The following is a 19706-nucleotide window of genomic DNA, read 5'->3' as shown; positions in this document are numbered from 1 at the left end:
TCCTGAGCCAGGATCAAACTCTCCGAAGAAATGTTTGACTTGCTCATTTGCTTTTTTGATAGTGTGTGCTCACTTAAAATTTAACGTTGGCGCTTTGTTTTGTTCAGTTTTCAAAGAGCAATTTGTTCGCCATCTCTCTTAGCGACTTTAATATCTTAACATCTTATTACCGCTTCGTCAATAACTTTTTTAAAAAAGTTTTTTTCATTCTTTTTCAAAAGCTTTTATGTTGCAGCAACTTTTATAATATACCAGCGTATAAACCAATAGTCAATAGATTTTTTAAATATAATTCACTTTTAAATATCAGACTGATTCCACTTGGATACATTCGTTTTTCCCCTCATATACATTAGGCATTCCTCCTCGGTGCTCACCCTTTTAAACAGCCTGAAAAGGATGTTATATTTCTCGTTTATTGCCCTTTTGACTAAGTGATCCATTCTGTCATCCTGCAAATCGAATAATATTTCATCCATCTCTCTTTTTAAAAGGTACTCCAATTCCATCTTTTCTTTGTCATTAATCAATAAACCGAGCATGGTTCACACCTCCATCAGACAGCTTTCCCCATTCCCATCATTTTTATGAATTTTCAACTGATTTTTTTGCATAACAATAATCCTCGCGCATAAATTTGAAGACAAGAGTCTTTTGGACAAGGGGATGGATTAATGAAATTTTTCATGGTGCTTCAAGCCAAGAACATCAAATATTATTCGTTAATTTTGCTTACGGCACTTTTTACCGCTTGGTTTCTTTTTGTACAAAACATTCTTCATGCCCCCGTTTTTTCTACAGAAGATGGGCCGAAAGCGGTTTATAAAGGGGAAAAGAATGTTGCGATCACGTTCAATATTGGCTGGGGTGATGAGAAAGCCGCTCCGATAATAGAGACATTAAAAAGGGAAAAGATTAAATCCGCCACTTTTTTCCTCTCGGGATCTTGGGCTGAACGTCATCCGGATATAGTAGCTGAAATTGTGAAAGAAGGATATGAAATCGGCATGCTTGGTTACGATTATAAGGATTATTCCGAAATGGAAGATCAAGAAATCATCCGTGATATTTCTAAAGCACAGGAAGCATTTAAAAAACTTAATGTAAAGAATATAGAACTTTTACGCGCCCCCACCGGTCACTTTGATAAACGCCTCTTAAAGATTAGCGAGAAATTTGGATATACCGTTGTCCATTGGAGCATCGATTCAAAAGATTGGACCAATCCAGGTGTGGATCGGATCGTTCAGAACATCACCAAGGCCCAAAAGGGTGATATCATCTTATTACATGCTTCAGACTCAGCAAAACAAACGAATAAAGCTTTACCGGAGTTAATAAGTGAACTTCAATCAAAAAATTTAAACTTCGTTAACGTTTCAGAGATGATTTCAAATTCATCAGCAAGCAGTGAGGAAATCCGCTGACTGAAAAAACTGCGTACTAATGGTCTCCATGAACCTTTAGTACGCAGTTTTTATGTATTGACTTCCTTATGTATGGACCGACTTACATATAGGTTAGCCACCTTTACCCAGTTCACCAGCTTTCATCTTTCCCTTTGCTGGAGTTTCCTTACCTCTTTTACTGGCCAATTCCTTTTGTGAACGTTCAATCAATTTGCTCAGGACCAATAATTGATAAGCATTGCAGACTAGCAATGGAAACAGCATGAAGTAGAGCCAACTTTCATCATTGGCACTTAGGACAGGTATCCACTCCAAAACCGTGACAACGACCATGAAAAATAAGGCCGGTATGAACGACTGTTTATTCGTTTGTTTCATTTTGAAATAAGCTGTAACAAGCCCTGCGGCCAATACAACCAATGCTAACACGATGTAGGAACTGATCCCCTCGCCTGAGCCAAAGTTAAGATATCGCAGGTAAACAAGATCGAACACAACAAAAAGAATGAGTACAAGTTGAACGGCATTCCATAAGGAAGCGCTTTTAAATATCCCCAGACCAAAACGATGTATCGTTAAATAGGCAAAAAAGCCGGCTTGGCTTATGACACTGAAAATTAATCCAACACCGAATAACCAAATAAAAGTTGATAAGATGGCACTGACTTCAAAAGAAGAAAAATAAGGCTTAAACTCACTCCATCGAGCCAAGAACCCTATAACTCCGCCCGTTACACCACCTATAAGCAATGTTGTTAAAAACAATTTAACTAAATTACGGCTGTTCATTGTTTTCCTCCATAAATTTCTATTTCATTTCCTTAATTGTACCAACCAAATTTGGAAAAATCCACTTATTCCACCAAGGAATAATATCGCCGATTGGAACCATATTAACAGTAAGAAGGATGAAAGGGGCCCTGCGTATGAGAGTGGGAGTTGCTTTGCTTTTCACGTCATTCTTACTCGTTTGTTCCGGTTGTGCTCAAAATGGAGCAGGCGCAGAAAAAATGGAATATGAAGAGACAAAGAAAATGGTCGTCGATATCTTGAAGACAGATGATGGAAAAAAAGCCATCCAGGATATCATTACTGATGATAAAACGAAAGCTGAACTTATTATGGATTCGGATGCCGTTAAGAAATCCATTGAAGATATGGTCACTTCAGATAAAGGGAAGGAATTTTGGAAAAAGACATTTAATGATCCCGAATTTGCTTCCGCTTATGCTAAGGCATTAGAAGACGAACATAAAAAGGTATTGAAGGACTTGACTGCTGATCCTCAGTATCGTGGAATGCTCATGGAAATAATGAAAGAACCGGATATGGAAAAAGAAATGAATAAATTATTAAAAACCAAGGAGATGCGGTCGGTCTATAAAGAGCTGATCATCGAAACCATGGAGAGTCCTCTCGTTCAGGCGAAAATGCAAGAGAGATTGGATAAAGCAGCCACTAAAGCGGTTGAGAAGGAGAAAAAGTGAATGAAATAAGGCTGATTCCAATCGGAATCAGCCTTATTATTATTGTAATTTTTCAATGACCTTTTTAGCAATATCTTCGTAAATCCTGCCGAGCCTATGGTCAGCTGCGTAAATGGATGGAGCAAAGTCCTCTTCGTTCCAATCCGGCTGTTGCAGGGGAAGTTGACCTAAAACTTCTGTACGAAGCTCTTCTGCAAGTTTAACGCCGCCGCCTTTTCCGAACACATATTCTTTTTCACCGGTCGTTTTACTTTCGAAGAATGACATATTTTCTATGACACCAATGACTTCGTGTTCTGTCTTGATGGCCATGGCACCAGCTCTTGCAGCAACGAAGGCTGCAGTCGGATGCGGCGTCGTAACGATGATTTCTTTACATGAAGGGAGCATCGTATGAACGTCCAAAGCAACATCGCCTGTACCCGGCGGTAAGTCAAGGACCAAATAGTCCAAGTCTCCCCATTCCACTTCATTAAAGAAACTGTTAAGCATTTTACCCAGCATCGGTCCTCTCCAGATGATTGGCGCGTTATCCTCTACAAAAAAGCCCATTGAGATTACTTGAACGCCAAAGCGTTCTACAGGAATGATTTTTTCCCCGCGAACAACCGGTCTTTTTGTTATCCCCATCATATCAGGTACGCTGAATCCATAAATATCGGCGTCAACAAGTCCGACCTTTTTACCCAAACGAGCAAGTGAAGTAGCGAAATTCACTGAAATCGTAGATTTCCCCACTCCGCCTTTACCACTGGCGATCGCGATGAATTGTGTCTTGCTGTTAGGTCCAAGCAAACCATGGTCCGCTTCATCTTGAGGAATGCTTTCACGATGCTTAGCTAACTCCTCTTCCGAAAGTTCCGTGAATCGGATGCCTACCGATTCTGCTCCGTTCGTTTTCAGCAAGTCCACAACTTCCGACTGCATTTGCATTTGCTCGGCAGTGCCCGTTTTCGCAATCGCAAGTTTAACGCTTACATGATTCTTTTCAGGTTTTATTTTTATTTCTATAATTCCATTTGTCTCTTCAAGGTTTTTATGTAGAAAAGGGTCTTTAAGATCCTTTAATAAATTCAGTACTTTCTCTTCTGTTAACAAGTCGAGCACCCCTTTGAATTTTATCTTCCCATCTTTCAGTATAACATATTAGGGAAAGAAAGCTTATTATCTGCCCGCATGCGAAACCTGATTATTTTCCATGATAAAAAGGCCTTGTACCTTACAAGACCCGACATCACTCATCATCCGATAGCTTTTCCTCTGTAAAGTACCGTAAAATACCCATATAAATCGAACTGGCAACCTTTTCTTGATACTTATCACTGATAAGGCGTTCCCTTTCCTCAGAATTGGAAAGAAAGCCAATTTCCACAAGCGCTCCCGGTTTCTTGGCATAATTCATCAAATACACATGATTAATCGTTTTTGCATCACGCCTTGTATTTTCCAGGTTTCTAATGATTTCAGTCTGAATGAATTTTGCCACCTGTTCATTCTCCTCAAACCTGCTTGTATAAAAGGTCTGGGCACCTTTGGATGACGCTGATGGAAAAGAGTTCAAATGAATGCTTAAGAATAAGTCCGCTTCCGAATCATTGATCATTTCAACCCGATTCCGCAAGTCCTCCTGTTTTCGCTGGCGGATCCCCTTTGTATTTCCCTGTGCCAAATCCTCATCCTTCTCACGGGTCATGATGACAAGGGCACCCTGTTCCTGCAAATAATCCCTGACCTTCAATGAAACGGAAAGGGCAATTTCCTTTTCCATAACCTCTTGTACATTTGCCCCGCCGTCCACTCCTCCGTGACCTGCATCAAGAATGATGACCTTACCTGCCAACGGAAGGTTCCAGGAGTCCCAAGAATCATCTTCAACAAATTTAAAAGTCAAAATTAAAAAAAGGACAAACAATCCCATAGCGATTCCTGTATATTTAAGCTTTCTGCGCATGACCGTTCCCCTTCCATGATCTCTCTACTAAAAAGTATGGGACAAACCATGGAATTAGAACAAGGAATGGGATTTTTGCCTTCTTAATGCAGTTTCATTTTATATCGTTTTTCACCAGTCCTAAAGCCGTCCAGCCACCAATCCCCCACAAACCCTTCACAGCAATAAAACAAACCTTCATCGAAAGCGTTATTCGCTGTAACTTCCCGCCAATACAAAATAAAGTTAAAAAGGGTATCGACCAAAAACTTCTCTTCCTTCCAGCACCTGGACCTTACATCTTCTTCCGACTCACCATAATAGCCAAACTTACTATAGTTCGCTCCTAATAAATAAGCCTCGATGGCTACATCAAAGTAACCTTCCTCCAAGACATCCATTAAATCCTGTCCGAAGTAACGCTGAATCCTTCCCTTCATATCCTCGATGGAAAGTTCCCTGAGCAATCTACGTTCGAACTTCAATTGCCTTTCCCTTTGCATCTCCTGTAAACCTAATATCACAGCCATAATTCACCTCCGGGGCAATTCCCCATTTCCCAAAATTATTTCCCAAGACATAATTTAGTTTTAGCGTTCTATTATGAACCATTCATTTATTCCATTGGCAAAAAATAATGAGGATAGGTTCGGCAGGTAATTGAAAAATGCCTGTCAATATGCAATATGCAATATGCTATCTTCTATAAGAAATCGGTTAACGTGTGGAATGCACATTTCGGATGATAAAAGTAGAAAATTGAAATTATCCCCCGCAACCCGTCACTCAGGCCGCTACCCGAGGCTGACCTTGCCGACTTAGGTCGCTCACTGCGCATGTCTCTTAAGACTTTGATCACTACTATTTAAGCTTCCATCCTATATGACAAGCTTCAGGCTTAACCTATTGGGATAAAAAGGACATCCACTGTATATGGATGTCCTTTGATTTAACATATAATGGTGAAGACATTTAATGCCGCTTACTTGGCAACATGTCTTTTAACTGTTCGAAATTAAGTGCGCAGTTCAATTTCCAGGCCCAACGTAATGTTTGAAATGGTTTCCTGAATTTGTACCCTTTAAATCTGTCCAGCCCTTTTCTTTAATCGGCCAACAAGCGGCACTACAATTATTCCTGCTATCACGACCTGCATCACGTTTCCCGGGATGGAGCCAAATGGCTGTATCCAGTTACCATAAAGAATAACTTCGACAAAATAGTAGCCGACGATTTTTATAATCAATGCAACGGCAACGGCCATAGTGTATACAAGTTCTCTTTTGCCCGGTACCTTCTCGGATATAAGGCCAGCTAGAAAGCCCATTGCTCCTACAATGATGAATGTAAACGGTGCCCATGCTGCCCAGCCAGAGAAAAGATCGAAGAAGGCCATACCGAAGGCGCCCGCTATCGCTCCTGTTTTTTTGCCATAAACCAAAGCTGCTATAAAAAGCGGAACGTTACCCAGGTGGATAAGACCGCCGTTACCCATTATTGGGAGCTTGATATTGATGAACATTGTCGCTACAAGGGTTAATGCAATGAATAGCGCATTGATGACCAAGGCTTTTGTTTTAGTTGTTTCAATCGGTGAGTATGTTGAATTCATATGAAGTCCTCTTTCTTTTTTTAAGTATTATCATACTCCTAAACAGGAACTTAATAAATATGGATTTTACAAAAAAATATGTATTACATAAATAAACTCATGTGTAAACAAATGGAACATACCTGTCACCAACGTCGCTGAGCGTTTCATTTGGAACTGATGCTGAAGATGTGGTCAAATCTTTTTCCGGACATAAAAAAACACCCCCAACATCATTGCACTCTGTACATTAAATAAATTTGATTGGCCATATAATCTGAACTAAAATGAAGCCCCTTTCTTAACCACCATATGATAATGCCTACCAATGAGGCCGTTTTAATATCAATATCAACATAATCAGCAGGTAAATCCTCCTTGGTATTTTTCCTTCTTATTTCTACTAATTGCTTTAATAATGAAAACAATTGTTCCTCAAACTGATTCGTTTTAAATAAAATAAGCAAATAATTTCGATGGATATATAAATAATCAAGTAATTGAGTTAGCTGTTGTTTTTCTGATAAATCTTTTGCATGTATTAAAGCAAAAATTTTATCAGATAGCTCATTTAAAATCTCATCGGTGATTTGCGTTAGTAAATCTTGAATATCCTGATAATGCAGGTAAAATGTTGTCCGATTTAACCCTGCTTTGGCTGCAATTTTCTGAACCGTTAAATTCGAAATAGCAGGGTCCTCGCATAAGAGAGCAATGACAGCGCTTTTAAACATTTCTCTTGACCGAATAGTACGAGGATCTTCTTTTTTAGGTATAGACATTTTTAACTCCTTTATCGATTTTTCTCTGACTTTCTCAACAGCATATATTTCTATGTCGATTAGTGAACATTTCCAAGAAAACTGTTCATGGTAAGCAACATATATTTTTGTTACCATCGATTTTATCGACACGATGTTGAGAATGCAAGTCAAAAATAAAGGGGTTTTACGAATGAAAAATGACATAACGGAAAAAAATAAAAAAGTTTTATTGATTGTACTGATTGCTGGCTGTTTTTTATCAACATTAAATCAGACTTTATTAAATGTTGCATTGAGTGGTTTAATGGACGTATTTCATGTAACTGCTGCAACTGTACAATGGTTTCAACAGGATTTATGCTAGTAAACGGTGTTTTAGTGCCGATTACGGCTTTTTTAATGAAACATTTTACAACAAGGCAGCTGTTTATTAGCTCGATGTTCTTTTTGTTCATCGGATCTGCACTTTGTGCATGTGCGGTGAATTTTGGCATGCTGTTAACGGGAAGAATGATTCAAGCAATTGGTGCCGGGATTATTATGCCTCTAATGATGACAATTATTTTATATTTATATCCTAGCGAAAAGCGTGGAAGTGTTATGGGGACAATCGGATTTGCGATGATTTTTGCTCCAGCCATAGCTCCTACATTATCTGGTTTTATCATTGAATATGTTTCATGGAGATGGCTATTTATTGGGTTAACCCCATTTATAATAATCGTCATTGTTCTAGCGTTCAAAAATTTAATGAATGTTGCAGAGACAACAAAAGCAAAATTAGATATCACAAGTGTCATTTTATCAACGATTGGTTTTGGCTGCATTTTATTTGGATTTAGTAGCGCAGGAAGCAAGGGATGGGATAATCTCGTTGTCATTACTACAATAATCGCCAGAATAATCGTGACGACTCTATTCTGTTTACGTCAAATCAAATCCAGCGATCCATTATTAAATTTATCTGTATTTAAGTATAAAGTTTTCACTCTAACATCTTTCATCAATGTACTAATTACCATGATTATGTATGCGGATTTAATTCTTTTACCAATTTACTTGCAGAATGGACGAGGTTTTACAGCATTTGAAGCAGGTTTACTGTTATTACCTGGAGCTGTGATTAATGCCTTCTTGTCCCCTGTCACTGGTAAAATGTATGATAAATACGGTGCTAAACCACTCTTTATTACTGGTTTAGTATTTATCATTGTTTCGATGTGGGGAGTCATAGATATAAACGAATCCACAACCTATATCTATTTAATGGTTCGTACCATTATCCTACGAATTGGATTAAGCTTTATTACCATGCCTTTAAATACAGCAGGGTTGAATGCTTTACCAAGAGAATTGGGTTCCCATGGTTCAGCTGTAAATAATACCATTCGCCAATTGTCAGGTGCTATTGGTACAGCAGTTGTCATCACAGTGTATACAAGGCAAGCAACTTTACATGCCTCTGAGCTATCAATGCAAAATGAAAACATTACAGCTATACAACTAGAGGCATTAGCTTCTATCTTTGGCTCAAGTGATGCCTATGTTTTTATGTTGATCTTATCTATTGTGGCGTTAATTTTTACATGTTTCATGCCGAAAAAAGCCGCAATTAAAAAAAGTGAAAGTGAATCTCCTAACTAAAATTGTTAACAATAGAGTCTTTAAAATAAAGCATATCTGGGATATCCCAGATATGCTTTTTCTCTAATATATTCCATCACCACAGAATAAGGTTCATGAAGCATGATATGGTCAAATCTTTTTCCAAGCATAAAAAAAGACTCCCAACCAAAATGGTTGAGAGCCTTCGAAACGGTAATAGAATTAACGTTTTGAGAACTGAGGTGCACGACGTGCGCCTTTAAGACCGTATTTTTTACGCTCTTTCATACGTGGGTCACGAGTTAGTAAACCAGCAGTTTTAAGAGATGGACGGTATTCTGGATCAACTTGAAGCAATGCACGAGCGATACCGTGACGGATTGCTCCAGCTTGACCAGTGTATCCACCACCGCTAACGTTTACTAGAACGTCGTAATTTCCAGTAGTTTCCGTTGCAACTAGTGGTTGGTTAACAACTTCACGTAATGCTGCGAAAGGAATATATTCATTGATGTCACGACCGTTAATAACGATGCGACCTTCGCCTGGTACTAAACGTACACGAGCTACTGAGCTCTTACGGCGACCAGTACCATAATATTGAACTTGTGCCAAGATAGTAACCTCCTTAGTAATTATCCGCGTAATTCGTATACTTCTGGTTGTTGAGCAGCGTGTGGGTGCTCAGCTCCAGCGTATACGTGTAATTTTTTGTAGATTTGACGACCAAGAGAATTCTTTGGAAGCATACCTTTGATAGCAAGTTCAAGCATTCTCTCAGGGTAGTTTGTACGCATTTCAAGAGCAGTTCTAGTTTTAAGACCGCCTGGATGCATAGTGTGACGGTAATAAATTTTGTCAGTCAATTTTTTACCAGTCAAATGGATTTTTTCAACATTGATTAGAATTACATGATCACCAGTGTCAATGTTCGGTGTAAAAGTTGGTTTATGTTTACCACGTAAGATGGATGCTACTTCAGTAGAAAGGCGACCCAAAGTTTTGCCTTCAGCGTCAATCACATACCATTTACGTTCTACTTCATTAGCTTTCGCCATAAATGTCGTACGCATGGTTAACCTCCTAAAAAACTTTTTAAATTTTTATATTTATTTTCAATCACAATAAACTTCCGGGGCTTATCGTGGGATTAAAATACATACCATATTATATTAACTTCTCCCAGATTCATTGTCAAGGGAATGTTACACTAGGATAAGTTGTCTATAAAACACTCTCTGCAACTCCATGAAAAGTTCAGAATAGCGTCAAACCGCACCATTACTGATTTCAACTCGTTTCCCAGTTGTAAAAAAACTGGTATCAATTCGAAGATATTTTTATTTGTAAAATACTTTCCATAAATACAACCCTTGGGCTGGTGCTGTTTTCCCCGCAAAACTGCGGTCCTTTTTGTCCAAAATCCCGCTCATATCACGGGGTGACATCTTGCCGCTGCCGACATCCAGGAGCGTCCCAACCAAGATACGCACCATATTATACAAAAAACCTTCGCCAACGAAGCGGAAAATCATGAAATCATCGCTCTCTTCAAAATCCATTTCTTTTATGGTTCGAACTTTATCGATCACTTCCGTTTTTGCCGAACAAAAACTTGTAAAGTCATGTGTCCCTATCAAATAGGAGATTGCTTCCCTCATCGCCTCCCCATCTAATGGGTAGGGATAATGATAGGCGTAATTTCGTTGGAACGGATCCCGTAGTTTCGAACGGGCTATGATATAACGGTACTCTTTCCCAGTCGTATGGAACCTCGCATGAAAATCATCAGGCACGATATCGACTTCCAGAACGATGATATCGGTCGGAAGAAGGGCACTGAACGCCTTTACCCAATTTTCAGTAGGGAATGTAAGGGGCGATTCAAAGTGAAGTACCTGCCCCTTTGCATGGACCCCTGAGTCTGTCCTGCCTGAAGCAGTCACTTTTATAATTGTGCCTTTATGCATTTGGGCCAAGACTGCCTCGAATTCACTTTGTATGGTGCGTTTCTCAGGCTGCACCTGATAACCAGCAAAATCCGTGCCGTCATAAGCGATCACACATTTATATTTTGGCATAGTTCTCTTCCTTATTATGAACGTAATAAAAATAACATGACCGTTAAAACGCCTATTGAGACCATCAAAAGACTATCGCTCGTCTTCCAGTTCAATTGGCGATATTTTGTGCGGCCTTCCCCGCCACGGTATCCTCTTGATTCCATGGCAGTTGCCAATTCCTCTGCCCGTTTGAACGAACTAACAAATAAAGGAACAAGCAGCGGTACAATCGATTTAACCCTGTCCTTTATCGGGCCAGATGAAAAGTCAACACCCCTTGCAGTTTGGGCCTTCATGATTTTTTCCGTTTCCTCCATTAGCGTTGGAATGAATCGAAGGGCAATGGACATCATCAATGCCAGTTCATGTACAGGCATCTTCCACTTTTTCAAGGGCCCCAACAGCTCTTCCATCCCATCAGTAATGGATATCGGGGATGTCGTCAAAGTTAAAAGTGACGTAACAAGGATCAGTAAAGTAAATCTAACGGATATGAAAAAACCTTGAATCAGACCGCCTTCATAGATTTCAAACCAACCGTATTCAAAAAGCAATTCCCCTTCTTTCGTAAACAATATATGGAGAAGGAAAGTAAATACGATCAAGAAAAAGATTGGTTTTAACCCATTATAAAGATAGCGAAGCGGTATTTTGGAAAGACTGATCAAAAGGATGGTGAATACAGCAAGCAAACCGTAAGAAACGACATTATTCGCCAAAAAGACGACACAAACAAACAGGAACACGAGGAGCAATTTAGCCCTTGGGTCCATCTTATGCATCAGTGAATTTGCAGGGACATAACGCCCGATAATCATTTTATCCAGCATCAGCGGTTCCCCCGTTTCATAGCCTTATCTATTTCTATCGCTAAATCACCAATATTAAGACATGGATGATCAAATCGAACACCAAGTTCCTTCTGGAGCTTTAGCTGAAAACGGACCGTATCAGGAACATCCAGGCCAAGCTCCATTAATTGTTCCGGCTCTGAGAAAATTTCCTGGGGGGTTCCTTTTTTGAACACCGTACCCTTGTGCATGATAATGATGTCATCCGCGTACTTGGCTGCATCCTCCATGCTATGTGTCACCAGAATCGTTGAAATGCCCCTTGCTTTATGCAGATCATAAAACATATCCATGATTTCTTTGCGTCCTCGCGGATCCAGTCCCGCTGTGGGCTCATCAAGTACCAATACTTCCGGCTCCATGGCAAGCACCCCAGCGATGGCCACCCTTCGCATTTGTCCGCCGGATAAGTCGAATGGAGATTTTTGAAGAATTTCCTCATTCAATCCGACTTGTGCGATGGCTTTCCTGGCCAGTTTCTTAGCATCGATTTCAGACACGCCAAAATTCATAGGTCCGAAACATATATCCTTTTCAACCGTTTCATCAAATAACTGATGTTCCGGAAACTGAAAAACAATTCCGACCTTTTGTCTTATTGGCCGCAAAGCCTTTTCTTTTCGTCCGGCCTCAATCGTCCGATCCCCAATGAAGACCCGACCCTTCGTCGGTTTTAAAAGAGCATTCAAATGCTGCAGTAGCGTGGATTTCCCGGACCCTGTATGCCCGATGATTGCGGTATAGGCTCCCGGCTCCATTGAAATATTGACATCATGAAGGGCCAGATGTTCAAAAGGAGTATTCACCTGATAGCGGTATTCTACATCATCGAGTGTAATTCGCATAAATCCTTCACCAACTCTTCCTCTGTCAAATGCCCATCAACTACACGAACACCATTTTTTTGTAACTCTTTGGTCAGTTTCACTGAAAAGGGAATATCCAGACCAAGAGCAATCAATTCTTCCTCTAACTCAAAAATATCCTGAGGCGATCCTTCACGATATAACCGACCTTGGTTCATGACTATCATTCGATCAGCTTTCGCAGCTTCCTCAAGATCATGGGTGATTGATATGACAGTAATCTCGTTTTCCTGTTTTAATTCCCTAACTGTTTCAAGCACTTCTTCACGGCCTCTTGGGTCAAGCATGGAGGTTGCTTCATCTAAGATGATTATGTCTGGCTGCAAGGCTATAACACCTGCTATGGCCACTCTTTGCTTTTGACCGCCGGATAGATGGTGCGGCTCTTGATTAAGAAAGGCATTCATTTTAACCTTATTTAACGCACCATGAACACGCTCCACCATAACCTGCTGAGAAACACCGGCGTTTTCTAAACCAAAAGCCACATCATCCTGAACTGTAGTGCCTACAAATTGATTATCTGGGTTTTGAAAAACCATGCCAATTTTCTGGCGTACATCCCAAACGGATTCTTCTGTCAAAAGTTGATCATTAATCGTAATGGTACCTGAGTTAGCGAACTGAAGACCATTCAGTAACTTCGCTAATGTCGACTTGCCAGAGCCATTATGTCCGACAATCGCAAGCCACTCCCCCTGATGAATATCAAAAGAAACATCATCCAAGGCGTTTCGAGACTGACCCTCATATTTAAAAACAATATTATTTAAAGAAACCAGCTTCTTCACCATGTGGCCCTCCTCATCCTCGACTGCACTCGTCTAATCTAAACTCTGCTCTCTCGATATAAATATAGTAGTTTTTCCTTCTGAAAATATAAAAAAACGCTGCACCCCTTCCACCGAAAGAATTTTCGGTAAATTAAGAGCAGCTAACAGCGGGCCTGTTACGAAAAACAGGTTATCTTATAATCGCTTATCAAAAGCGGGAAGGGATGCTTGAGCTAGACGTGAAGGCTCCCTGCATAAAACAGGTTCCGCCAGCCATCGTAACACTCAATGCGAATTTCTAAATGACAGAATTTCTATTTTAAAAAAAGAAAAAGGGCATGGAACAAGTGAGTATATTCATTTGTCCCGCCCTTTTTCATCGTTGTTATTAAACTAATTCAATAACCACGACTGGTGCACCGTCACCGCGGCGTGGACCAACTTTCATGATACGAGTGTATCCACCTTGACGTTCTTCATAACGTGGAGCCACGTCACTGAATAGTTTTTGAAGGGCATCTGTGCCATTCTCAGCGTCAGCGATTTCGTTACGGATGAATGATGCAGCTTGACGGCGTGCATGCAAGTCACCACGTTTACCAAGAGTGATCATTTTATCTACTACAGAACGTAATTCTTTTGCACGTGCTTCAGTAGTTTCAATGCGCTCATGGATAATAAGATCCGTAGCTAAATCACGAAGTAATGCTTTACGTTGTGCGCTAGTGCGTCCTAACTTTCTGTAACCCATTAGAGATTCCCTCCTTTGTTGAAGTTCTATATTGTGTGTCTAAAACAAGGCTCACAACATAATGGATTGATTCCGCCATGTTATCAGTCGTCTTTACGAAGACCTAAGCCTAATTCTTCTAGTTTCGCTTTCACTTCTTCAAGTGATTTACGACCTAGATTACGTACTTTCATCATATCTTCTTCCGTTTTATGAGCTAGCTCTTGAACGGTATTGATTCCAGCACGTTTCAAGCAGTTGTAAGAACGAACAGAAAGGTCTAATTCTTCGATCGTCATCTCAAGAACTTTTTCTTTTTGATCTTCTTCTTTTTCAACCATGATTTCAGCATTTTGAGCTTCATCGGTTAAACCGACAAAGATATTTAAATGCTCTGTTAAAATCTTAGCTCCAAGTGCTACCGCTTCTTGCGGACCAGTACTGCCATCAGTCCAAACATCGAACGTTAACTTGTCAAAGTTAGACAACTGTCCAACACGTGTATTTTCAACTTGGAAAGATACGCGTGAAACTGGAGTGTAAAGAGCATCGATTGGAATTACACCAATTGGCTGGTCTTCTCTCTTGTTTTGAACAGCAGGAGTGTAGCCGCGGCCGCGACGTGCAGATAAACGCATACGCATATGACCGTTTTTACCAATTGTAGCAATATATAAATCCGGATTAAGAATTTCTACATCACTATCATGAGTGATATCAGCAGCCGTGATGACTCCGTCACCTTGAACGTCAATTTCCAGCGTCTTCTCTTCATCAGAGTAAATCTTAAGAGCTAGTTTTTTCACATTAAGAATGATAGATGTTACATCTTCCACGACGCCTTCAATTGTTGAGAACTCATGTAGCACTCCATCAATTTGTATAGCTGTGACAGCAGCACCTGGGAGTGAGGATAAAAGGATACGACGTAAGGAGTTACCCAATGTAGTACCATACCCACGCTCTAGTGGCTCTACGACGAATTTACCGTATTTGGTATCGTCGTTGATTTCAACCGTTTCGATTTTTGGTTTTTCTATTTCGATCATCAATAAACCCTCCTTCAAAACGTCAAAACCCCGGCAAGTAAACGAAGTCACTTAAACCGAAATTCCCCATGTATACGTTCCCGCTGTGCGCAACAACTGAAAATTAATCCTCTGTAAGAACGCAAACTCAGTATTATATCCCATTATTGACAGGAATACAAAATCTATACAGAAAAATTAAACACGGCGACGTTTTGGTGGACGGCATCCGTTATGTGGAACTGGAGTTACATCTTTAATTGCAGTTACTTCTAGGCCAGCAGCTTGAAGTGCACGAATAGCAGCCTCACGTCCAGCACCAGGTCCTTTAACTGTAACTTCAAGAGTTTTCATACCATGTTCAATTGATGTTTTAGCAGCTGTTTCAGCAGCCATTTGTGCAGCGAATGGAGTGGATTTACGAGATCCACGGAATCCTAGAGCTCCAGCACTTGACCAAGAAATAGCATTACCATGAGAGTCAGTGATCGTAACGATGGTGTTATTGAATGTTGAACGAATATGTGCAATACCAGTTTCTATATTCTTTTTCACACGACGTTTACGTGTATTAGTTTTACGTGCCATGAAAAGTAACCTCCTTTACTAATTATTTTTTCTTGTTAGCTACAGTACGACGAGGTCCTTTACGCGTACGAGCATTGTTTTTTGTATTTTGACCGCGAACAGGAAGACCACGACGGTGACGTAAACCACGGTAAGAACCGATTTCCATTAAACGTTTGATGTTTAGGGAGATTTCACGACGAAGGTCGCCTTCTACTTTAAGCTTGTCAATGATATCACGAATTTTGTTCAATTCGTCTTCCGTTAAGTCACGAACGCGAGTTTCTTCAGAAACACCTGCTTCTGCAAGAATCTTGATCGCTGTTTGTTTTCCAATACCATATATATATGTTAATGAGATAACAATACGTTTGTCACGGGGAATATCTACTCCAGCAATACGTGCCATGCTTGAGTGCACCTCCTTCTATTTAGCCTTGTTTTTGTTTATGTTTAGGGTTTTCGCAAATAACCATAACTTTACCTTTTCTGCGGATAACTTTACACTTTTCGCAGATTGGTTTGACTGATGGTCTGACTTTCATTGCTATCTAACCTCCTTATACAGATCGGAGCGTAACCGGATTATTTGAACCGGTATGTGATTCTGCCGCGAGTTAGATCATACGGGGAAAGCTCAACCGTAACTTTATCTCCAGGCAAAATGCGAATAAAGTGCATACGAATTTTACCGGATACATGAGCTAAAACAGTATGACCATTTTCCAATTCTACCTTAAACATTGCATTTGGCAAAGTCTCTTGTACTGTGCCTTCTACTTCAATTACATCATCTTTCGCCATTAAAGTGATTCTCCCTTCTCTATGCGTGAACCTATTAAAGGTGCACATCTTTCCGTCAACATTACTACAGTCCAATTATCCTCATAAGTCTTACAATTCTGCATCAAGTATTCACCATTTTGTAGAACCAGGCTTTATCTGAGGACCTTTATCAGTTGGACCGAAATGAGGATTTTATGGGTCCTCATGTAAGTCTTGACCGATTCCGTGACCGACATACTCTCGAAATAGAGAAGCACTTAGTCTCGACATAGGTTTGAATAGCATGGGAGATGTTTGAAAGGCGCACGCCTGACATAGCTTCTTTCAACCCTCTATATCACGACTCTTTAGGAATCCCAATAGAGTCACTGCATTTCTTCATCAATTTTGCCGACCGGATATGTCCATGAAGATCACTTATAAAGTAATCGCCCAATTCAGGGAATACCAAGTACAAGAACCTGATTAATAAATGTGCGAATGCTCTCGCGAAATCCATTATACCCTTTGTATTATAGGAATGCACCAAGTTTAACTAGTAAGTTATAAAAATGGTATGAATTTCATAAATCAATTCGAATGATTAATTTTGTAAAGCACCAAGCAACACATCGATATCTTCAAATACCTTATTAATATCTTGCTGTCCGTTAATGTTGACCAAGTAACCTTTGTCTCCGTAGAAATCAAGAAGTGGCTTAGTTTGTTTCAAATTCACATCTAAGCGATTTTGAACCGTTTCTGCATTATCGTCGGCACGTTGATATAATTCTCCGCCGCAGCGGTCGCATAAATCATCTTTAGCAGGAGGATTGAATACAAGATGGTATGTCGCACCACATGATTTGCAAATACGACGTCCTGTCAATCTTTCCATTAAGATGCTTTTATCAACATCGATATTAATAACAAAATTCATTTTGCGATCTAAATCAGTAAGAATGCTTTCAAGTGCCTCTGCCTGTGCCACAGTACGTGGAAATCCATCAAGCAAAAATCCTTTTAGGCAGTCTTCCTTGCTTAAACGTTCACGTACGATGCCAATGGTAACTTCATCAGGTACCAATTCGCCTTTGTCCATGAATGATTTCGCCTTTAGACCTAATTCTGTTCCATCTTTGATAGCTGTTCGGAACATATCTCCAGTAGAGATATGAGGGATATTATATTTTTCTACGATTTGTTCAGCTTGAGTGCCCTTACCAGCACCCGGCAGACCCATTAAAACTAGATTCAATTTTCTTCCCCCTCAAACTCTATAATGGGTAAAGGGAACAAGCAGTTCCCAAAACTCATTACTTTATAAAGCCTTTATAGTGTCTCTTCACAAGTTGTGATTCCAGCTGCTTCATCGTATCAAGGGCAACCCCCACTACGATCAGCAAACTGGTACCACCAATCTGTGCAGATTGAGGTAGATCAGCAAGCTTAATGAAAAATACCGGTAAAACGGCAATGATGGCTAAAAATATAGAGCCTACAAACGTCAAACGGTATAAAACACGTGTTAAATATTCTTGTGTACTCTTACCTGGACGAATCCCCGGCACATAGCCACCTTGCTTTTTCAAATTCTCAGCCATTTGTTCAGGGTTAACCTGAATGAATGCATAAAAATACGCAAAAGCAATGATAAGAGCAACATATATGATCATACCAATTGGCTTGGTGTAATCAAGATTTGTTGATATCCAACTAGTCACGCTGTTCTTTCCAAAGAAAGAAGCGATTGTAGTGGGAGTAATGATAAATGCCATTGCAAAGATTACCGGAATAACCCCCGCAGCATTTACTTTCAATGGTAAATGAGTAGACTGGCCACCCATTTGTGTACGACCTACCGCAGCACGTTTCGCATACTGAATAGGAATTTTTCGTAATGCCTGCTGAATGAAGATAACAGCAACCACGATTGCTAATACTGCTAAAACAATGAGGATAATCGTTATGATTCGTAAGAATAATTGATCACCGGCATTTTCAAATTGTTGGGCGTAAATCTGATTTGCCGTATTTGGCAAACTAGCTACGATACCAGCAAAGATTATGATGGAAATCCCATTACCCACACCCTTAGCAGTGATCAGCTCCCCTAACCACAAAAGAAAAGCTGTTCCTGCCGTTAAGACAGTCGCAATAAGCAAGTATGTTGCAATTCCAGGATTTTCAATCAACTGGCCACCTGACATATTATTGAACCCATAAGACATACCAATTGCTTGGATAAATCCTAGGATAATAGTGAAGTAACGAGTGAATTGAGCTAATTTACGGCGCCCTGCTTCTCCTTGTTTAGACCATTCAGCGAACTTAGGAACAACATCCATCTGTAACAGCTGAACGATGATGGATGCCGTGATGTACGGCATGATACCCATCGCTAATATGGAAAAGTTTTGCAGTGCTCCGCCGCCAAAGGTATTTAAAAGGCCGATGACGCTCAGCTGGTCCTGTTCAGCGAGAAAATCGGCATTCACATGCGGTACAGGTATAAATGTACCGATGCGATAGACGATTAACATTAGAAGGGTAAAAATAATCTTATTCCTTATTTCACCCACGCGCATAAAATTGGAGATCGTGCGAAACATTAGATCACCTCTGTATTACCGCCAGCAGCTTCGATAGCTTCTTTAGCAGTAGACGAGAATTTGTGAGCTTTAACAGTAAGCTTTTTCTCAATGCTTCCTTTGGCAAGAATTTTGATTCCTGCTTTTTCTTTACTTACAACCCCAGTCTCAAGTAAAAGAGCTGGTGTTACTTCAGTACCGTCTTCGAAAAGATTTAACGTATCAAGGTTCACGATAGCATAGTCTTTACGGTTGATGTTGGTAAATCCACGTTTAGGTAAACGTCTGAATAGAGGAGTTTGTCCCCCTTCAAATCCAAGACGCACACCGCCGCCGGAGCGAGCGTTTTGACCTTTGTGTCCTTTACCTGCTGTTTTACCGTTACCAGATCCAATACCGCGACCTTTACGTTTACGTTCTTTACGAGAACCTTCTGCAGCTTTTAACTCATGAAGTTTCATGTTGGCACCTCCTTGTTAAGTTAAAAATTATTTTATTGTTCTTTTACAGTAACAAGATGAGCAACTTTGGTAATCATACCGCGAATCGCAGGGTTATCTTCTTGAACAACCGTTTGATGCATTTTGCGTAAACCCAAAGTGTTAACTGTAACACGTTGATCTTCAGGACGACCAATCAAGCTGCGAGTGAGGGTGATTTCTAATTTATTAGCCATAATTCGATTT

At 40.1% G+C, this 19706-nt stretch carries 27 protein-coding genes; 4 read left to right on the top strand and 23 right to left on the bottom strand.

Translation table 11 applies throughout. The features are described 5' to 3' along the window. Positions 1-299: 299 nt before the first annotated feature. Complete coding sequence (locus Q8G36_RS22615) at positions 300-542, bottom strand: hypothetical protein (RefSeq protein WP_305161997.1); 243 nt, start codon at positions 540-542, stop codon at positions 300-302. A 132-nt stretch (positions 543-674) separates the two neighbouring features. Between Q8G36_RS22615 and pdaB the strand changes: the two genes are divergently transcribed. After that, entirely contained in the window at positions 675-1427 is a 753-nt protein-coding gene (pdaB, locus tag Q8G36_RS22610) for a polysaccharide deacetylase family sporulation protein PdaB (protein ID WP_305161996.1), read from the top strand. Between the two features lie 93 nt (positions 1428-1520). Here pdaB and Q8G36_RS22605 read toward each other — a convergent pair whose 3' ends face one another. Beyond that, complete coding sequence (locus Q8G36_RS22605; protein ID WP_305161995.1) at positions 1521-2198, bottom strand: KinB-signaling pathway activation protein; 678 nt, start codon at positions 2196-2198, stop codon at positions 1521-1523. 137 nt (positions 2199-2335) lie between these two features. On the opposite strand from Q8G36_RS22605, the gene gerD reads away from it, so the two are divergent. Next, complete coding sequence (gene gerD / locus Q8G36_RS22600; RefSeq protein ID WP_251436424.1) at positions 2336-2896, top strand: spore germination lipoprotein GerD; 561 nt, start codon at positions 2336-2338, stop codon at positions 2894-2896. A 39-nt stretch (positions 2897-2935) separates the two neighbouring features. On the opposite strand, the gene Q8G36_RS22595 is transcribed toward gerD, so the two are convergent. From Q8G36_RS22595 to Q8G36_RS22575, 5 genes are all read right to left on the bottom strand, one after another. After that, positions 2936-3994 carry an Mrp/NBP35 family ATP-binding protein gene (locus Q8G36_RS22595; RefSeq protein WP_305161994.1) on the bottom strand — a complete coding sequence of 353 codons (1059 nt, stop codon included), beginning with the start codon at positions 3992-3994 and terminating at the stop codon, positions 2936-2938. A 136-nt stretch (positions 3995-4130) separates the two neighbouring features. Next, positions 4131-4847: an N-acetylmuramoyl-L-alanine amidase CwlD gene (gene cwlD / locus Q8G36_RS22590; protein ID WP_305161993.1), complete on the bottom strand. Its 717-nt coding sequence runs from the start codon at positions 4845-4847 to the stop codon at positions 4131-4133. A gap of 83 nt (positions 4848-4930) precedes the next feature. After that, entirely contained in the window at positions 4931-5356 is a 426-nt protein-coding gene (locus Q8G36_RS22585; protein ID WP_305161992.1) for a DUF2521 family protein, read from the bottom strand. A gap of 551 nt (positions 5357-5907) precedes the next feature. After that, positions 5908-6438 carry an ECF transporter S component gene (locus Q8G36_RS22580; protein ID WP_305161991.1) on the bottom strand — a complete coding sequence of 177 codons (531 nt, stop codon included), beginning with the start codon at positions 6436-6438 and terminating at the stop codon, positions 5908-5910. A gap of 212 nt (positions 6439-6650) precedes the next feature. Next, on the bottom strand, positions 6651-7199 hold the full coding sequence (locus Q8G36_RS22575; protein ID WP_305161990.1) for a TetR/AcrR family transcriptional regulator: 549 nt from the start codon (positions 7197-7199) through the stop codon (positions 6651-6653). Between the two features lie 172 nt (positions 7200-7371). On the opposite strand from Q8G36_RS22575, the gene Q8G36_RS22570 reads away from it, so the two are divergent. Next, complete coding sequence (locus tag Q8G36_RS22570; protein WP_305161989.1) at positions 7372-7545, top strand: hypothetical protein; 174 nt, start codon at positions 7372-7374, stop codon at positions 7543-7545. Then, on the top strand, positions 7473-8825 hold the full coding sequence (locus Q8G36_RS22565; RefSeq protein ID WP_336622982.1) for a DHA2 family efflux MFS transporter permease subunit: 1353 nt from the start codon (positions 7473-7475) through the stop codon (positions 8823-8825). Before Q8G36_RS22570 ends, Q8G36_RS22565 begins: the two co-directional genes overlap by 73 nt. 183 nt (positions 8826-9008) lie before the next feature. On the opposite strand, the gene rpsI is transcribed toward Q8G36_RS22565, so the two are convergent. The 16 genes from rpsI to rpmD form a co-directional block, all read right to left on the bottom strand. Further along, the gene (gene rpsI / locus Q8G36_RS22560) at positions 9009-9401 is read right to left on the bottom strand and encodes a 30S ribosomal protein S9 (RefSeq protein ID WP_034304957.1); all 393 of its coding nucleotides are present in this window, start codon (positions 9399-9401) and stop codon (positions 9009-9011) included. 20 nt (positions 9402-9421) lie between these two features. Continuing rightward, positions 9422-9859 (bottom strand): 50S ribosomal protein L13, encoded by a 438-nt coding sequence (gene rplM, locus Q8G36_RS22555; RefSeq protein WP_034304960.1) that lies wholly within the window; start codon positions 9857-9859, stop codon positions 9422-9424. A 267-nt stretch (positions 9860-10126) separates the two neighbouring features. Then, positions 10127-10867 (bottom strand): tRNA pseudouridine(38-40) synthase TruA, encoded by a 741-nt coding sequence (gene truA, locus Q8G36_RS22550; protein WP_305161988.1) that lies wholly within the window; start codon positions 10865-10867, stop codon positions 10127-10129. Positions 10868-10881: 14 nt separating this feature from the next. After that, the gene (locus Q8G36_RS22545) at positions 10882-11679 is read right to left on the bottom strand and encodes an energy-coupling factor transporter transmembrane component T family protein (protein WP_305161987.1); all 798 of its coding nucleotides are present in this window, start codon (positions 11677-11679) and stop codon (positions 10882-10884) included. Beyond that, a complete protein-coding gene (locus tag Q8G36_RS22540) occupies positions 11679-12545 on the bottom strand; it encodes an energy-coupling factor ABC transporter ATP-binding protein (RefSeq protein ID WP_305161986.1) in 867 nt (288 codons plus the stop codon). The genes Q8G36_RS22545 and Q8G36_RS22540 overlap by 1 nt, the downstream gene beginning before the upstream one ends. Next, positions 12521-13360 (bottom strand): energy-coupling factor ABC transporter ATP-binding protein, encoded by an 840-nt coding sequence (locus tag Q8G36_RS22535; RefSeq protein WP_034304970.1) that lies wholly within the window; start codon positions 13358-13360, stop codon positions 12521-12523. The genes Q8G36_RS22540 and Q8G36_RS22535 overlap by 25 nt, the downstream gene beginning before the upstream one ends. 367 nt (positions 13361-13727) lie before the next feature. Continuing rightward, on the bottom strand, positions 13728-14090 hold the full coding sequence (gene rplQ / locus Q8G36_RS22530) for a 50S ribosomal protein L17 (protein ID WP_034304973.1): 363 nt from the start codon (positions 14088-14090) through the stop codon (positions 13728-13730). 83 nt (positions 14091-14173) lie between these two features. Continuing rightward, the gene (locus tag Q8G36_RS22525; protein ID WP_034304976.1) at positions 14174-15118 is read right to left on the bottom strand and encodes a DNA-directed RNA polymerase subunit alpha; all 945 of its coding nucleotides are present in this window, start codon (positions 15116-15118) and stop codon (positions 14174-14176) included. Positions 15119-15295: 177 nt separating this feature from the next. Continuing rightward, a complete protein-coding gene (rpsK, locus tag Q8G36_RS22520) occupies positions 15296-15685 on the bottom strand; it encodes a 30S ribosomal protein S11 (RefSeq protein WP_028390438.1) in 390 nt (129 codons plus the stop codon). 22 nt (positions 15686-15707) lie between these two features. Continuing rightward, the gene (gene rpsM, locus Q8G36_RS22515; RefSeq protein ID WP_034304978.1) at positions 15708-16073 is read right to left on the bottom strand and encodes a 30S ribosomal protein S13; all 366 of its coding nucleotides are present in this window, start codon (positions 16071-16073) and stop codon (positions 15708-15710) included. A gap of 22 nt (positions 16074-16095) precedes the next feature. Then, the gene (gene rpmJ, locus Q8G36_RS22510; RefSeq protein WP_003156543.1) at positions 16096-16209 is read right to left on the bottom strand and encodes a 50S ribosomal protein L36; all 114 of its coding nucleotides are present in this window, start codon (positions 16207-16209) and stop codon (positions 16096-16098) included. 40 nt (positions 16210-16249) lie between these two features. Further along, positions 16250-16468, bottom strand: a complete 219-nt coding sequence (gene infA / locus Q8G36_RS22505) for a translation initiation factor IF-1 (protein ID WP_028390440.1) — start codon at positions 16466-16468, stop codon at positions 16250-16252. A 565-nt stretch (positions 16469-17033) separates the two neighbouring features. Next, complete coding sequence (locus tag Q8G36_RS22495; protein WP_305161985.1) at positions 17034-17687, bottom strand: adenylate kinase; 654 nt, start codon at positions 17685-17687, stop codon at positions 17034-17036. A 58-nt stretch (positions 17688-17745) separates the two neighbouring features. Beyond that, positions 17746-19041, bottom strand: a complete 1296-nt coding sequence (gene secY, locus Q8G36_RS22490; protein ID WP_305161984.1) for a preprotein translocase subunit SecY — start codon at positions 19039-19041, stop codon at positions 17746-17748. Further along, the gene (rplO, locus tag Q8G36_RS22485) at positions 19041-19481 is read right to left on the bottom strand and encodes a 50S ribosomal protein L15 (RefSeq protein ID WP_034304982.1); all 441 of its coding nucleotides are present in this window, start codon (positions 19479-19481) and stop codon (positions 19041-19043) included. Before rplO ends, secY begins: the two co-directional genes overlap by 1 nt. A gap of 32 nt (positions 19482-19513) precedes the next feature. Then, complete coding sequence (gene rpmD, locus Q8G36_RS22480; protein ID WP_034304984.1) at positions 19514-19696, bottom strand: 50S ribosomal protein L30; 183 nt, start codon at positions 19694-19696, stop codon at positions 19514-19516. Between the last annotated feature and the right edge of the window lie 10 nt (positions 19697-19706).

Origin of the sequence: Peribacillus frigoritolerans (assembly GCF_030676415.1) — a bacterium.
Lineage (GTDB): Bacteria > Bacillota > Bacilli > Bacillales > DSM-1321 > Peribacillus > Peribacillus frigoritolerans_A.
This window is presented reverse-complemented; position numbering and strand designations above follow the sequence as displayed.